Origin of the sequence: Facklamia languida CCUG 37842 (assembly GCF_000245795.1) — a bacterium.
Taxonomy (GTDB): Bacteria; Bacillota; Bacilli; order Lactobacillales; family Aerococcaceae; genus Facklamia; species Facklamia languida.
The window spans coordinates 490288-505968 of the sequence record NZ_JH601133.1; the positions used below are offsets into that span (position 1 = coordinate 490288).

A 15681-nucleotide genomic window follows, 5' to 3' on the forward strand; every position below is an offset into this window, starting at 1 on the left:
TCCTATTTGATCAATAGCTTTAAAAAAGTCGAACGAGCAATAATGACTCGCCCGACCGCGTTTTCTCACTTGATTTTGGTAGCTAGACTAGAATAATCCGCTGATGTTTCCTTTCTCATCGACATCAATGCGGTTTGATGCAGGCTCTTTAGGAAGTCCTGGCATCTTCATAATATCACCTGTGAGGGCCACGATGAATCCTGCACCTGCTGATACTGTTAAATCACGAATCGTAATCTTGAAGTCTTCTGGAGCCCCTAATAAATTTTTATCATCAGAGAATGAATATTGTGTCTTCGCCATACAAATTGGTAAGTTGCCTTGACCTTGTTCTTCGAATTGTTTAATTTTCTTCTTAGCAGCTGGAGTATATTCAACGCCTTTACCGCGATAGATTTTTGTAACCAAGGTTTCAATTTTTTCTTCGATTGATGCTTCAACATCATAAGCAAATTTGAAGTTGCTCTCTTTATCAGCTGCTTCCACTACGGCTTCAGCCAACTCAACAGCACCTTCTCCACCCTTTGCAAAGTGATCAGCTAGCACAACTTTCACGCCAACTTTTTCACATTCTTCTTCAAGTGCTTTTACTTCAGCTTCAGTATCTGTTGGGAATTTGTTGATCGCAACCACTGCATTCAATCCGAAGACATTTTGAACATTGTCAATGTGACGCAATAAGTTAGGCATTCCGTTACGCAATGCGTCTACATTTTCTTCGCCTAGGTCTTTCTTCGCTACACCACCATGCATCTTAAGCGCACGGATAGTCGCTACAATGACAACAGCTGATGGCGCAATGCCTGCTTGACGACACTTGATGTCTAAGAATTTCTCAGCACCTAAGTCTGCACCAAATCCGCCTTCTGTAATTGTGTATTCTGCATGGTTCATCGCTAATTTAGTTGCGATGATGGAGTTACATCCATGGGCAATGTTTGCGAAAGGTCCACCGTGGATGAAAGCAGGTGTTCCTTCTAATGTTTGGACAATGTTTGGCTTGATGGCATCTTTCAGTAAAGCTGTTGCAGCTCCAGCACCATTAATATCTTTAACCCGTACAGGTTGGTTGTCCTTACGCGTATAAGCCACGATCATGTTACCTAATTTTTCTTTCAATTCAGAAAGAGAATTAGATAAGCAGAATGCTGCCATTACTTCTGATGCAACTGTAATATCGAAGCCATCTTCACGTGTCACACCATCAGCACGACGTCCCAATCCATTGACGATATTACGTAGGTTACGGTCGTTCATATCTACTACACGACGCCATACAATGCGATTTGTATCAATATCTAATGCATTTCCTTGGTGAATATGATTATCTAATAAAGCAGCAATTAAGTTGTTCGCTGCTCCAATTGCGTGGAAGTCGCCAGTAAAGTGAAGGTTGATGTCTTCCATTGGAACGACTTGAGCATAGCCACCACCGGCAGCTCCACCCTTAACACCGAATACTGGACCTAATGAAGGTTCACGCAAAGCAACTGCTACTTTTTTACCGATTTTAGATAAACCATCTGCTAGACCGATAGAAGTAGTTGTTTTCCCTTCTCCTGCAGGTGTTGGTGTGATAGCGGTCACTAGAATTAATTTTCCTAGATTCTTGTCATCCATATCTAATTTAGTAAAATCAATTTTTGCTTTTGTTTTACCATATGGCTCTAACACATCTTCAGAGATATCCAACTTAGCTGCAATGTCTGCAATCGGTTGTAAAGTAGCTTCTTGAGCGATTTCAATATCTGTCTTCATTAAATCTTTTCCCCCTTTGGATAAATACACATAGATTTCCTATGCATTTACTATCATAACATATAATCACAAAGAGCGCTTACTATTCTGACACTTTTTTATTTTCTTTATTATTATTTTTAATAAATTAAAGTGAATTATCCCTTCTTAAGCAGCTATTTAATTGCAACAGATTCTACAAATACTACTTTAAGCTTTCTTGAACTTTGAAATGTTAATAAATTGCTGATGTTTGATGCACCACTTCAATTTATTGAAAAAGCATTCACAAAGTTATTAAACAGCAATCACCTTATACATACGGGAATTTTGATAGCCTTGAATCACTGGGTAGTAACCTGCTATCTTTTCATCAATCGCGCGATTGCCCGTATAGACAAGCAGGGGTTTACCATGAAGGCCATTTAATTTTCCTGGTGTCGCGACAATCAGAATGTCCGTCTTATCTAGTCTTTCAAGCACCTTGTCAGAGAGCTGGTGATTGCCTCTTCCAAAGAGATAACCTTGTCCTCCCATCGGTGTCACAATTAATTTAGCTGGCTGATCTCCTATAATATCGAGTATTTCTTGCTCATAAACATCTTTCTTTACCAGCTCTTTATTACGGATAATATCCACGCCCAACATCGTCGGTTCTATTCCGAGTTCAGTCATTACGGAAGCAACCGTTGACCCTGACCCAATAATATAATAAGTATCCTCTTCCATCTGGTCGATAATATCGAGTGCAGCCGATACTTGCGCATCTTCATCGGATTGGGGGGTGGGTGATTTTAAATTCTGCATGTGGGACTCATCATACGGAACACTTAAATAGCCGTAGACCTTGGTGATAATTTCATCACGTCTAAAAGCCTCTTCTTCAATATCAATCACTTCCTCATCTCGTAGCGATAAACCTTGGTCCGATAAATTCTTAAGCGCTAGTTTTCCTGCGTGCTCAGGAGTTGTGGCATAAACAGGTGAATGGATTTTAACACCTGCTGGAATTCCGATCGTTGGTATTGCTACTTTAATCACGCTCGCTAGATCTCTAGCAGTGCCATCTCCTCCAGCAAACAGAATCAAGTCAACCTCTTCCTCTAATAATTTCTCTGCCAAAAGCAGCGTATCCTCTGGTTGACTCTCGCCTTCAATCGGATGGATGATTTCATATTGAAAAGGACTCTTTGCAAGTAGGTCAGCCCCCATCTTTCCACCCGCCACATAGATTCTTAACTGATCAGATAGTGGTTTAAGTTGCTCCAATGCCTTTTGCGCCTTAGTGGGAGCTTCTGGATTTGCCCCCCGCTTAATAGCTTCCCGAAGCACCTCTTGTCCATCTGTTCCTTTCAATCCAACCTTACCACCCATACCTGCAATTGGATTGATGATCAGACCCAACTTTTTCATTTGTTTCACTCCTTCTATCGATTTATTTTTATTATAACCTTTTATTTCGAATTGTCATGGCAGTCCAAGTAAACCATTTTACTATCACGTGACTTTCTTTATAATACATACATACGCGAAATAGCTGTAGCTAGGAGATGATAAAGTGAAAAAACTCCATTTCTTATGGAAATTATTTTATGCCACTTTTTTGCTAAGCGCCTTCACTTTCGGTGGAGGTTACGTGATTGTGTCCCTCATGAAGCGCCAATTTGTGGACGATTACCAGTGGTTTTCAGAGAATGAGATGGTCGACCTCGTCTCAATTGCGCAATCTTCACCCGGTGCGATCGCAGTCAATGCAGCGATTATTGTCGGTTATCGGCTTGCAGGATTTATGGGAATTGCAGCAACAGTTCTGGCCACGATTCTTCCCCCTTTTATCATCATTTCGATCATTGCCAACTTTTATCAAATTTTTAGTCAGAATTACTGGATCGCCACCATGCTAGATGGCATGCAAGCCGGTGTTGCTGCTGTCATTTCAACAGTTATTTTCGAAATGGGAGCCGGACTCGTCAAAGAAAAGAAGCCTCTCTTAATCGGACTGTTCGGACTCGCTCTCTTGGCGCTCGCGGTCTTTAAAGTAGATGTTAGTATCATTGTGGTCACCAGCCTCTTTCTAGGACTTCTCTATTCTTTCATTCTTAAAGGGGTGATTAAGTGATTTATTGGCAACTCTTCTTATGCTTCTTACAAATTGGATCCCTGTCCTTTGGTGGCGGATATGCGGCCCTTCCCCTGATTGAGAACCTAGTGGTCCACCAGAATCACTGGCTCACAATGGGAGAATATACAGACCTCATCACGATTTCTCAAATGACACCCGGTCCCATTGCCATCAACAGTGCGACCTTCATCGGCATCAAAGTAGCAGGATTGGCAGGTGCAATGGTTGCTACCTTGGGAAGCGTCTTACCATCAATTATCATTGTTTCAATCCTCGCTCGAATCTATACTAAATACCAAGAACTTGACCTGATGCAAAATGTGCTCTTAGTTTTACGGCCGACCGTCGTCGCCTTGATTGCGAGTTCAGGTCTTTCTATCCTTATCTCAGCACTTTGGTCCTCTTCTAAGATTGGACTTGCGACAATTAGCTGGCCAATGGTCTTTATTTTTATTACCGCCTTTATACTCCTCAATAAATTTAAGTTGAATCCCATCCTAGTGATGGTCCTCAGTGGTTTCTTGAATATCCTTCTGTCCTTTTTCCTATAAAAAAACCTGTCCTTTCAAATGGACAGGTTTTTTAGTCTTCTCCGTTTAGAGAATAATTTAGTCACTTACTTTGGTAGGAATAGGTTGTCGATCAATTTGTTCGATCTGCACCTTTCTTTCTTGCAATAGGTCAATATATTCTTCGAGGGTCAGCTGGTACTTATGGATAAAAGCCGCATTCGACCGTCCCACATAACGGTAATGCCAGGGTTCAAATTGATAGCCTGTTTCACGTTTTTTGCCCTCAGGATAGCGCAAAATAAAACCGAAGTTATGGGCATTTTCTGCTAACCATTTAGCTGATTCATAAGAAGAATAATCTTGCGAGAGATCATTACGATTCCTTAGCCAATCATCCCCAATGAGATCGAGTGCTAAGCCGGTTAAATGCTCAGTTGATTCTGGCTGCGCATAGTAGCTATTGGTTAAGTCAATGGATTGAGGCAAGCTATAACCCAGACTCTGGTACCACTTGATCCGTTGCTGACGGTTTGCTGCTTGTTGTTCTTTTGTACGATGAGCCGAAACAACCGTTAGATGGTGTCCAGCCCTTTTACCTGCTTGCCACAAATCAGCAAATGCTTGCTTCACATGCCGGTCCGCTAAAAAGCCAGGCTGGATTTCTACCAGATCGACAACTCTGTCATAATTCCAGGGGTGGCTTTCATTCACAAGAACCAGGGAAGGATCATTTAGATCAGCGTCTGCAGGAAGTTGGCTCAATAAATCTTCTCTTTCGTTCTGGCTTAATGAGAATGATATTGAATCGATTTGAAGCTTCTCAAATGACTCAACATGATGAGCTAGGATCCGTTCAGAATGAAGGTAACCTCCACACAAAAATAGTAAAAATAGAATGATCATGCGTTTTGCCGTCGGAGTATGCACCGCTATCCCCTCACTTCTTCATCGGACAGATCAGCAAGAAATTATAACCGCCAGAAAGTATAGGCTTGTTCTTTGAAATAATCGGCATCTAAGATACTCTTCACATCAATAATCACTCGCTGGTCGTGGGGTAGGTCCGCTTTAAACAATCCTTCAATATCTTGATTCGATAATTGTTTGAATTCCTGATGTCCAACCGCCATGATCAAGGCATCCACATCGTTCAGATCCTTCAAATCAACTAGTTCCACTTGGTATTCCTTATAAGCATCTGCGGGATCCGCCCAAGGATCCACCACATTTATTTCCACTCCGAATGCTTCTAAATAGCGAATGATATCTGCTACCTTCGAATTTCGTGTGTCCGGAGTATGCTCTTTAAATGTCAGTCCAAGAATGGCAACTTTTGAACCGATCACTTTTTTTCCAGCTTTGACCATTAATTTGATGAATTTATCTCCGATAAAGTCTCCCATCTGATCATTAATTTGTCGGCCCGAAAGGACAATCTGGCTATGGTAACCCAAATTTTCTGCTTCATAAACAAAGTAATAGGGATCAACACCAATACAGTGCCCACCTACTAAACCAGGCGTGAATCCTAAAGCGTTCCATTTAGTATTCATAGCATCAAGCACATCCTGTGAATCAATTCCCATCCGATCAAAGACCAGGGCCAGTTCATTCATAAAGGCTATGTTGATGTCTCTTTGACTATTTTCAACAACTTTGGCTGCCTCTGCTACTTTAATACTTGGTGCTCGATGAACGCCTGCTTTAATCACTAACTCATAAACCTTAGCCAAGGTATCCAAGGTCACTGGAGAAGTAGCTGAGACGATTTTTGTGATAGAAGTGAGTGTATGGACCTTATCACCAGGATTAATGCGTTCTGGCGAATAGCCAACCCAGAAGTCCTCACCATGTTTCAAACCCGATGTTTGTTCGAGCACTTCAATACAGATATCCTCTGTGACACCAGGATAAACGGTTGACTCATAGACAACAATCGATCCTTTTGTTAAGTTACGTCCTACCGTTTGGCTAGCTGAGATAACGGGACTTAAGTTAGGCGTCTTATCTTGATTAATAGGCGTCGGAACGGCCACTATAATAAACTTAGCCTCTTGAATCAAGCGCTCATCCGCTGTAAAAATCAAATCGGATTGTTTGACAGCTTCATCTCCTACTTCCATAGTAGGATCAATCCCTTGTAAATATTGAGCAACCTTATTTTCATTATTATCATAGCCTATCGTGTCAACATGGTTAGCAAACTCGATCGCAATGGGCATTCCAACATAACCCAAGCCAATTACCGCTAATTTCGTTTTTCGATTGATCAAGTCTTTATATAGATCCAAGATTTAATCACCCTTTCATGTGATGTTCTGCACAACATTATAGCAAAGGTCTTTCTATTTTAGAATAACTTATAATCTCCTTTTGATCGCTTGCCATACATAATGGGTAAAAAAGTAGCACGACTGCAAGAAAGGGAGTTTTTCTAGTTTGCGATAAGTATGCCAAGTTCTCTTTAAAGCTTTAAATTTATTCGATGAGATCGATCCTTGTACTTGGCGGTATGCATTCAGAACTTGCTGAAGGCCATAAGCCGTTAGGTTCTGTTCACGCATTAATTTTAACCATGTCGCTGTGTCTTGCCCCTTTCTCACCAGCGGCATCCTAAAGTCGCCAACGATTTCTCGGTCAATCATGACCGTTGAACATGCAATGGCTGTATTCTTTAATAAGGCATAGTAATCAAGCGAATAAGGTATATGGACAGCGGGTTTGATCATTCTGCCAGATTCATCCATCAAGGAGAAGTCCGTATAAGTGAAGGCAAAACCATGCTCCTGCATAAAGGCGATCTGCTTAGCCAGCTTATCCGAAGTCCAGCGGTCATCGCTATCCAGGAAGGCAATATATTGACCGTTTGCATAAGCCAGCCCCTTATTACGGGCAACTGCCGCGCCAGAGTTGGTGGGGAGCGATAACAAATGAATACGTGGATCACGATAGGATTCAATTACCGATACACTTTGGTCTTGACTAGCATCATCGATTAAAATGAGCTCCCAATCAGGATAGGTCTGATCGAGGACACATTGGATGGTTTCCGTTAAAAACGGTTCAGCATTATAGACCGGGGTAATGATTGAAATACAATTTTCTTGATATTTTTTCATAATGACTCCTAGACAATGTGGATAATCCGAACTCGACAAGGATACAGATGGGCAAAGTCCATTTGGTCCTTAAACCACTCTTTTGTAGTTAAGTGACTCTTAATAATAATCACGATTTCGTCAAAGGAAAAATCCGCATCAAGGTGCTTCAAGTCCGTGACTCTCACTTGTCGCTGGTTGTCAGAGATGAGCACTTCGTCATCTTGAAAGCGATCCTCTTTAACGATGACCTGCTTTTGATTAGAAGGGAATTCAATTAAAGCTTGGATAGCTTCAGGCGATCGATGGTGTTCCACTAACAAGTGAGTATCTTCTAAGCGCCAAGTATAATCGAAGGCATAGTTAATCACCTTTTTAAACAATTGACGGACAAATAAAACCCCAACAACCAAGAGGGTCCCCAAAATAGCCCCCATCAGACCATATAGAATATGTCCCTTGGCTTCTTTTGATTGATAGGGCGTGAGTGTTTCATCGGTCGGAACCTCATCCGTTAATTCAATCGGTACCATCTCGCCAAGTGCAGGTTCTTGAATAATAGTTGCTTGTATCTTATCAAAAAAAGGCAAAGCCTCCTCTTCAACCATTTGAGCATAGGCTTGAGCAATCTTCAGATTATCTTCACTGGTTTTCCCAACCAAAAACCGCATTGTGATCACATTGGATGCCGTATCACGCAGTCCGGCTAATCCACCTCGAAAATCATTCGTCTTATACATTTCTAGGGTCCGCTCTGCTTCTAACCAGTCAGCAAATTGAACACCAGTCTTCTCTTCAATTGATTGAACCACTTGAGGGGTTGAAAAATAATCATCGAAGAGTGAGGCAGTTGAGAAAATACTCCCATCTTCCATGGTGACAATCATTTGGAATGAAGCAGGTTCTTGTTGATAGACTTCTGCTAAATAATCATAGGCTGGACGGGTATCTTGCCGCACCCAACGGTTAAGGAAATACCGTCCACTAACTACTAAGACAACCACCATCACCACACCCATCAAAATCCTTAATAGGTTCTCTTTAATAAAACGCCAAAATTCCTTAATCAGAGTAGCTAAACTCATTTTCTCGCACTCCCTTGCTGAAATAATTGATGCACATTCCCTTGTCTTAAAACCTCTTGGTCGACGATTTTTACAAAAGCGATTAACAATCCAAAAAAGACCCAGTGCCACTCAATTAGCATATTATTCGCACTTGTAATACTTCCCAATATAAAGATCAATAAGAATCCAAATAAAGGATAGGCCAATTGGGCAGCCAAACTGCCACGAAATTGTTTAACGATTTGGAATAACCGTTGACATAAGCCAAAGTATCCCACTATATAAAGGACGAAAGCCACCAAGCCGTTACTCACCAATATTTCCAACCACCAATTATGCATATTGGTAATTTCATTGGTCGGCCAGAAGCCCCGCAGCTTGGCCCAATTTTCAATATTGCCTGAGCCCACACCTAGTCCCCCGGTTTGGGCCAAGAAAATTAAACCATTGCGCCAACTATTCATTCTCTTGGTATCTCCTGACAAGCCTCCAGCAGGGCCTCCGATATAGAAAATTTCTGCTAGTTTATCTTGTAAGTGAGGGATCAGAAGAACCATCAAACCAAGACCACATGCTAAAATGATTCCGGACCGCATCAGCAACTTGGGTGAATCATCAAAGCGAATGCTTGAAACTAGCAAAAAGCCACTGTATAAAAGCAAGCAGATCAAAGACATCCTGGATCCACTTTGAAAAATTAGGAAGCTGGCTAAAAGATAGGCCATCAGGTACATTATCCGCTTTAGATAATGGCTAGAAAGTAGATAAAGGCAAATACAGACACTCAGATAGGCCAACAGCATCGTGGCATAATCATTCTGGTTAGCGAAAGTTGTTATGGGAATCCGTGTCCAGGGTTGACTAGCAAAGGTGGAGTATTTATCTAACTTGCTCATATCGGCAAATAGATAGTGATTCGTAAGGATTTCAAAGTAACCCCAAGCAACCAATAAAGTCATCATCAGCCAGGAACCCTTCAGCAAGTTCAGCCACATCCGATCATTTTCAGTCCAAAAATACAGCGCTAAAATACTACCTAGACCGATCGTCATTAAAAAGGATACTTGAATCCAACCCTTCAAGTCCTCTACCCATAAACCTGTAATGAGTCCAATTATCCACCATACAAAATAAACCAACAAAAACCGGCTAGCAGCTGATCGGGGTATGATTTTGACCTGGTGATTATCTAAGATAACTTGCATGAATAATAAAGGATAGGCCGCTAAAGCTAAGAGTCGATAGACCGTAATCTGAGCGAGAGGGGTTGAAATAGCGAGTAGCTGCGTTCCCATAAAAAGACTCATCACTAGCAACAACAAATAGATTGCCAAGGCTCGCCACTCCTTCCTAGTTAAAATTCCAAAGTTCAGGTGAACGCTTAATAGATAAGGCATCTTGTATTGTCGGATATTGCACCCACAAAGCCATTAGCCCCAATAGAATGATCCCAATCAATCGATAGGAGGCATCTAAAGTATTCAGATAAGCTGCTAAGACCATCAATAGAACTGATAGAAGATGCTTTCTTTGACTAAAATAAAAACCTGTTTGTCTAGAGAAATATGTTCGCGCTAAATAGAAGATAATATAAGCACCACAAGATGCACTCGCCGCCCCTAAAGCGCCTAGATGTGGCGTCAGCCATAAGTTTAATCCAACACTAGGAATTAAAGCTAGAAGAGAAACAAAGATATTAAAATATGTTTTTCGTGAAAAGACAATACCTAAAGTCGTTGTTTCAGATAGAGTGTACATAATATGTGGGAAACAGAGCAAGCCTAAAATATATTTGGCGGGTTCATAAGAAGGTCCTAAAATAACCATAATGACCGGCCTGAAGATTAAGATACCAAAATAAATACCCGTTAAAATAAAAAGTAAAGCATCGGATATAAATTTAAAATGCTTAATCGATTTGTCCTCATCATACCAGCGATAAGCCGTCGGGGTCCAAAAGGTCGTAAAGGCGGTTTTAAAGATTCCAATTAGATTCACAATATTTATCCCCGCAGTATATATCCCCAATTCCACCTTAGTCGAAATCGAATTAAGCATAATATTATCAATCATATTCAGGGTTGCATTCAAGGACATAGCGATCATGAGGGGCAAACCAAAAGCAAATAATTGCTTCATTAAGGTTTGATCAAAGTTGAAACCACTTAAATCAAAGAACTGCCGGTATCGAAGGAATAGAAAGAGGTCAACTAACAATTGACCAATAATCATCCCATAGACAATCACTTTAAAGTCACGTAATCCTAGGAAGATCAACCCAATCGAACAAATAAAAATAGACAATTTAAGTAAGATCGTAAAAAAAGAATACTCCCTCGCTCTTTCTTCCATCCGAATTAATAGAAGCACAAAACGTTCGACAATCATTGCGATGAGTAGCACACCACTCCACATAACAACGTAACCATATTGGCGACTCGCAAAAAGCCACTCTGCAATCGGTTCATTAAAAAAGAAAAGACCAGCCGAAAAAATAAGACCTAATAGCAAGGGAATCAATAAGGCCTGTTGAAAGAGATGCTTTTTGTCTTTAAGTTGATGGTATTCTCGAGAAAAAGCCTGGTCCAAACCTAAATATAAAAAGTTTGGAATATTGAGCATGAGGGTTCTAAAATTTCCTGATACACCATACTGATCAACTAGCATCAAGCGGGTCAGTATTGGAATTTGGATAATCGAAATAAGTGCCCCGATAATCGGTCCAATCGAAAAACCCATCAACCTTTTCAAAAAATTCTTCATAATAACTCCTACTCTATTGGGAAACGACTGATTTGATAATCCAAAACCTGTCGATAGATAGCACAGGCAGCTTGGTCAGAGAAGGCGTGTGAATGTACCGCTTGAGAGCGTGCCTGGTTACTCACTTGAACCTTGTTATTCTGATCAATCAGCTTGATTAATTCCTTGTACCACACGGCTTCACCTGTTTCAAGAGAGAGCTGCTTTACTAGGCCTAAGCCAAGGTCGACCTCCGGTACCACCTGATCACTCGTCAAGACAGGAATCCCTGCTGCTTGTGCTTCAACAGCAACTGTCCCAAAACCTTCTGCAAATGAAGGCATGATTAGTGCGTCTAACCCAAGCATGAGCGCTTCAATCGGACTGACTCGACCAAGTAAGCGAACCGAATCAGTCAATTCTTTTTGGATTATTTGCTGTCCCAACTGCTCCTTCAAAGGGCCTTCGCCAGCTACCAACAGATGGAGAGGCCGTCCTTTATTTTGACTGTATTGAACTAGGTTGAGAGTGAAGGCATGATTCTTAATCGGCACTAGCCTGCCCACTTGACCAATTAAAATTTCCTGATTGCCTGCTGCATATCGCCTACGAAGCGCTTGCTTAATAGCTTGTTGATCTTCTGGGGCCCGCATAAACTGGTCAGGGGAGATGGAATTTGGTATGACTACCCGTGCCCCATGTTCTTGAGAACCAAAAAGTGAATCGATTGCCTGGAGCGAACATCCCAATGGAAGGCGTGAAAGGTGACGGTTTATTTTCTGGTCAATCCTTCGCTTATATTGAGTTGACCGAGACGTCACCTCACTTGGATATAAATAATGGGCGTGGATATAAAAATCTTTCTCCAGACCAGGTTGAAAATGTTTCACCAGCTGATAGTAGGCCCATGCACGATAACCTGAAACATGACAATGAACAGCATCGTAACGATACTTCTTGAGAGGAAGCTCCATTGATTTTGAATAAGACTGCCAGCCTTCTCTCTTAGGATTATTTAAGCGAAAGACGGCTCCTCCCGTCTTATGAATGATTTCATCAAAAATATCGGGGGTATCACTATAAGTCGCCACATCAAAAATTAAGTTTTGTTCCTTTGCAGAGCGAGCCAAATTATAAATAAAAGTTGAAATGCCTCCTCCATAGGATGACATGATATGCAGAATCCGCTTTTCTTTCAAAGCCCGCTCCTCCTTCCTAGTTATAATTGCTAGATTGCTGACACTGCCAATTCCAAGCATCTCGGCACATTGTCAACAGGTCGCGTTCCGCCTGCCAGTGCAACTCTTTTCGAGCTTTAGAGGGATCAGCATAAGCGATCGCAATATCTCCCTCTCTACGATCCACTACTCGATACGGAACCTCTACTTGGTTTACTTCTTCGAAGGCCTTGATAAGATCTAAAACACTATATCCTTGACCTGTTCCAAGATTATAGATAGCTAAGCCTGTATTGTTAAGATTGGTTTCAATCGCTTTAACATGTCCAATTGCTAAGTCCACCACATGAATGTAGTCGCGAACACCTGTACCATCATGTGTATCATAATCATCACCAAAGACTTTCAATTCAGGATGATCGCCAATCGCCACTTGTGTGAGATAAGGCATCAGATTATTAGGAATACCTTGTGGATCTTCGCCTAATAGCCCTGACTTGTGAGCACCGATTGGATTAAAATAACGCAATGAGGTGATCGACCAAGAAGGATCCGCCACGACGAGATCCTGCAGCATCTGTTCAATCACTAATTTTGTGTAGCCATATGGGTTACTAGCTGTGCCAATCGGCATCGTTTCATTAAATGGTACGGGGTTGTCTGAGCCATAAACCGTAGCGGATGATGAGAAAATTAAATGCTTCACCTCAAATTGATTCATCACCTCTAGCAATGAAACTGTTCCTCCAATATTGTTGTGGTAATACTTCAAGGGGGAAACAACCGATTCGCCAACTGCCTTATAACCTGCGAGATGGATTACCATTTGGACATCGTGGTCTGAGAAAATATCCGCCATGCTCGGTTGGTCTAAGATATCTTTTTGATAAAAAATAGGTCGACGTCCAGCAATGGTCTCAATTCGATCGATAACTTCAGCTTTGGAGTTCGATAGATTATCAACCACAATAACCTCTCGCCCCTGCTCCAAAAGCTCTACCACAATGTGACTGCCAATATAACCAGCCCCACCTGTAACGAGTATTGCCATGTTAACCTCCTTCATAGATTGCTAAACTTTTTGACCATTATAGCACATTCAACTCTGCTTTTTAGAGCGTTCATAATTTCTTCTAACTTATCGAGCATTTATGAATGGGGTTTGCTATAATAACTACATCAAGTAAACGTTTTTTCTGATGAGGAGGAGATAAATTGGCAGAAGCACTGATTATTTTCGCCAGTTTAACTGGAAATACTGAAGAAATGGCTGACATCGTAGCCAACCGACTTGAGGAAAAAGGCATCACAACAGATGTCTTAGAGGTTTCTCAAGCTGAAGCAGAAGATTTTCTTGATTATGATGCCTGCTTAATTGGTTCATATACATATGGAGTCGATGGGATCTTGCCTGATGAAATGCTCGATTTTTATGACGACCTCGTGCAACTTGATTTATCTGGTAAAGTGTTCGGTGTCTTTGGTTCAGGAGATACCTATTACGAATACTTCTGCGCCGCAGTCGATCACTTCGAGAAAGCCTTCCTATCTATTGGGGCAAAACCTGGAGGGGCAACCTGTAAGATTAACTTAAATGCCGAAGAGGAAGACATTCAGAAACTTTATGCCCTAGCAGATGGCATTGCATCCCATATTGAAGCTTAAAATAATCAAATAAGAAAGAGGAGAAATAAATGACTTTAGAAAATTTTGAAACTTTGTTAAAAAAATATGCTGATTTAATGATTCATAAAGGAATTGCAGTCAAAGAGGGAGATTATGTCTTATTGAATGCAAACATCAACCAGGCTCCTTTGGCGCGACTGATTACCGAAGCAGCTTATCAAGCAGGGGCTGCATATGTGAAAGTCAATTGGTCGGATGATGCCTTGAGTCGTTTAAATTATACCTACCGTAGCCTGGAAAATCTGCAAGAAGTTCCTCAATACTTGATTGATGAAGGACATTATTTCGTGGAAAAACGGGCTAAACGCATCTCACTAGTTTCACGTGATCCCAACGCCTTAAAAGGGATCGACCCTAACAAAATTAACGCAAGTAATCGTGCCTTCTCAAACGCTCTAGAAGAAGTACGAAACGCGACTCAATCAAACAAGGTCTCTTGGCTAGTAGTGGCTGGCGCTAGTCAAGAATGGGCTGCGCTAGTCTTCCCAGACAAATCACCAGAAGACCAAATCGATGCTTTATGGGATCAAATTTTTAAGACGACTCGAATTTATGAAGCAGACCCAATCAAGGCTTGGGAAGAACATGAGAACCGGTTAAATGAGAAGGCAGCCTTCTTAAATGACCACCAATTCGATGCGCTACACTATACTGGCCCTGGTACTGACCTCACCATCGGTCTCCCCAAAAACCATATCTGGGAGAGCGCTGGTTCGACAAACGAAAAAGGTGAAGTTTTTATTGCCAATATGCCAACTGAGGAAGTCTTTACTGCCCCTGATTCAAGAAGAGCAGATGGTTACATCTCAGCGTCTAAACCACTCGCACATGGTGGCGTCGTGATCGATGGCATGAAATTCACCTTCAAAGACGGAAAGGTTGTTGAGGCCAGTGCAAGCGAAGGTGAAGAAACCTTGATCAAATTAATTGAAGAAAATGAAGGTTCCGCTTCCCTTGGCGAAGTGGCTCTCGTCCCTCATCAATCTCCCATTTCTCAATCTGGCATCATCTTCTTTAATACCTTGTTTGATGAAAATGCCTCAAACCATATCGCTCTAGGACAAGCTTATGCTTCTTCAGTCCAAGGGGGCACTCAGATGACTCAGGAAGAATTAGCACAAGCAGGCCTCAACCGCTCTAATGTCCATGTTGACTTTATGGTTGGTAACGCCGAAATGAACGTTGATGGTATCACTGAAGATGGCCAAAGAATTCCAATTTTCCGTAATGGTGAATGGGCCATTTAATAGATGAGGAGGTCCATAATGGCAAGAGAAGAAGAACTGAATTCTAAAATTGAAAGAGAAATCACCAAACAAATTCAAGAATTCGATCGACGAGTCGACCGGACAGGTTGGCCGATCTTAATCATTGGCATCATTGTCCTCTTCCTCCTTATCTATTTATTAACAAACTTGTTTAGTATTCCCACAAACAAGCAAAATGGAGGTTCTCATCATGCGGTCGATGAAAGAATTGAAAGGCTTGAAAATCGAGTGAGCTCACTTGAAGATCAACTCAAGACCTCTGAGTAGCGTG

At 41.5% G+C, this 15681-nt stretch carries 15 protein-coding genes; 5 read left to right on the forward strand and 10 right to left on the reverse strand.

The annotated features are described in order from the left end of the window. Positions 1–87 precede the first annotated feature (87 nt). Positions 88–1758: a formate--tetrahydrofolate ligase gene (locus HMPREF9708_RS02280; RefSeq protein ID WP_006308440.1), complete on the reverse strand. Its 1671-nt coding sequence runs from the start codon at positions 1756–1758 to the stop codon at positions 88–90. A gap of 276 nt (positions 1759–2034) precedes the next feature. Then, on the reverse strand, positions 2035–3150 hold the full coding sequence (locus HMPREF9708_RS02285) for an ATP-NAD kinase family protein (protein ID WP_006308441.1): 1116 nt from the start codon (positions 3148–3150) through the stop codon (positions 2035–2037). 145 nt (positions 3151–3295) lie between these two features. Between HMPREF9708_RS02285 and HMPREF9708_RS02290 the strand changes: the two genes are divergently transcribed. Both HMPREF9708_RS02290 and HMPREF9708_RS02295 read left to right on the forward strand, forming a co-directional pair. Continuing rightward, the gene (locus HMPREF9708_RS02290) at positions 3296–3856 is read left to right on the forward strand and encodes a chromate transporter (RefSeq protein ID WP_006308443.1); all 561 of its coding nucleotides are present in this window, start codon (positions 3296–3298) and stop codon (positions 3854–3856) included. Next, positions 3853–4410 (forward strand): chromate transporter, encoded by a 558-nt coding sequence (locus HMPREF9708_RS02295; RefSeq protein ID WP_006308445.1) that lies wholly within the window; start codon positions 3853–3855, stop codon positions 4408–4410. The genes HMPREF9708_RS02290 and HMPREF9708_RS02295 overlap by 4 nt, the downstream gene beginning before the upstream one ends. Before the next feature lie 57 nt (positions 4411–4467). Here HMPREF9708_RS02295 and HMPREF9708_RS02300 read toward each other — a convergent pair whose 3' ends face one another. From HMPREF9708_RS02300 to galE, 8 genes are all read right to left on the reverse strand, one after another. Beyond that, on the reverse strand, positions 4468–5274 hold the full coding sequence (locus HMPREF9708_RS02300; protein ID WP_083826840.1) for a M15 family metallopeptidase: 807 nt from the start codon (positions 5272–5274) through the stop codon (positions 4468–4470). A 65-nt stretch (positions 5275–5339) separates the two neighbouring features. Next, positions 5340–6662 carry a nucleotide sugar dehydrogenase gene (locus HMPREF9708_RS02305; protein ID WP_006308449.1) on the reverse strand — a complete coding sequence of 441 codons (1323 nt, stop codon included), beginning with the start codon at positions 6660–6662 and terminating at the stop codon, positions 5340–5342. A gap of 69 nt (positions 6663–6731) precedes the next feature. Continuing rightward, positions 6732–7490 carry a glycosyltransferase family 2 protein gene (locus HMPREF9708_RS02310; RefSeq protein WP_006308452.1) on the reverse strand — a complete coding sequence of 253 codons (759 nt, stop codon included), beginning with the start codon at positions 7488–7490 and terminating at the stop codon, positions 6732–6734. An 8-nt stretch (positions 7491–7498) separates the two neighbouring features. Further along, on the reverse strand, positions 7499–8554 hold the full coding sequence (locus HMPREF9708_RS02315) for a hypothetical protein (protein ID WP_006308454.1): 1056 nt from the start codon (positions 8552–8554) through the stop codon (positions 7499–7501). Then, positions 8551–9870, reverse strand: a complete 1320-nt coding sequence (locus tag HMPREF9708_RS02320) for an O-antigen ligase family protein (RefSeq protein WP_006308455.1) — start codon at positions 9868–9870, stop codon at positions 8551–8553. The genes HMPREF9708_RS02315 and HMPREF9708_RS02320 overlap by 4 nt, the downstream gene beginning before the upstream one ends. Before the next feature lie 16 nt (positions 9871–9886). Then, on the reverse strand, positions 9887–11299 hold the full coding sequence (locus HMPREF9708_RS02325; protein WP_006308458.1) for a lipopolysaccharide biosynthesis protein: 1413 nt from the start codon (positions 11297–11299) through the stop codon (positions 9887–9889). Between the two features lie 8 nt (positions 11300–11307). Continuing rightward, complete coding sequence (locus tag HMPREF9708_RS02330) at positions 11308–12477, reverse strand: glycosyltransferase (protein ID WP_006308460.1); 1170 nt, start codon at positions 12475–12477, stop codon at positions 11308–11310. Between the two features lie 16 nt (positions 12478–12493). Beyond that, positions 12494–13507, reverse strand: a complete 1014-nt coding sequence (gene galE / locus HMPREF9708_RS02335) for a UDP-glucose 4-epimerase GalE (RefSeq protein ID WP_006308462.1) — start codon at positions 13505–13507, stop codon at positions 12494–12496. A gap of 164 nt (positions 13508–13671) precedes the next feature. Between galE and HMPREF9708_RS02340 the strand changes: the two genes are divergently transcribed. Genes HMPREF9708_RS02340 through HMPREF9708_RS02350 form a run of 3 tightly spaced genes read left to right on the forward strand, consistent with a single transcriptional unit; the run spans position 13672 to position 15677 of the window. Further along, complete coding sequence (locus HMPREF9708_RS02340) at positions 13672–14121, forward strand: flavodoxin (protein WP_006308463.1); 450 nt, start codon at positions 13672–13674, stop codon at positions 14119–14121. Positions 14122–14150: 29 nt separating this feature from the next. After that, complete coding sequence (locus HMPREF9708_RS02345; RefSeq protein WP_006308464.1) at positions 14151–15389, forward strand: aminopeptidase; 1239 nt, start codon at positions 14151–14153, stop codon at positions 15387–15389. 18 nt (positions 15390–15407) lie between these two features. Beyond that, a complete protein-coding gene (locus HMPREF9708_RS02350; RefSeq protein WP_006308465.1) occupies positions 15408–15677 on the forward strand; it encodes a hypothetical protein in 270 nt (89 codons plus the stop codon). Positions 15678–15681: the final 4 nt, after the last annotated feature.

Bases quoted from the DNA above. Each gene is read 5' to 3' on its own strand.
- HMPREF9708_RS02315 (WP_006308454.1), bottom strand. From the start codon at position 8,554: ATGAGTTTAGCTACTCTGATTAAGGAATTTTGGCGTTTTATTAAAGAG.
- galE (WP_006308462.1), bottom strand. From the start codon at position 13,507: ATGGCAATACTCGTTACAGGTGGGGCTGGTTATATTGGCAGTCACATT.
- HMPREF9708_RS02310 (WP_006308452.1), bottom strand. From the start codon at position 7,490: ATGAAAAAATATCAAGAAAATTGTATTTCAATCATTACCCCGGTCTAT.
- HMPREF9708_RS02285 (WP_006308441.1), bottom strand. From the start codon at position 3,150: ATGAAAAAGTTGGGTCTGATCATCAATCCAATTGCAGGTATGGGTGGT.
- HMPREF9708_RS02350 (WP_006308465.1), top strand. From the start codon at position 15,408: ATGGCAAGAGAAGAAGAACTGAATTCTAAAATTGAAAGAGAAATCACC.
- HMPREF9708_RS02300 (WP_083826840.1), bottom strand. From the start codon at position 5,274: ATGATCATTCTATTTTTACTATTTTTGTGTGGAGGTTACCTTCATTCT.
- HMPREF9708_RS02280 (WP_006308440.1), bottom strand. From the start codon at position 1,758: ATGAAGACAGATATTGAAATCGCTCAAGAAGCTACTTTACAACCGATT.
- HMPREF9708_RS02325 (WP_006308458.1), bottom strand. From the start codon at position 11,299: ATGAAGAATTTTTTGAAAAGGTTGATGGGTTTTTCGATTGGACCGATT.
- HMPREF9708_RS02345 (WP_006308464.1), top strand. From the start codon at position 14,151: ATGACTTTAGAAAATTTTGAAACTTTGTTAAAAAAATATGCTGATTTA.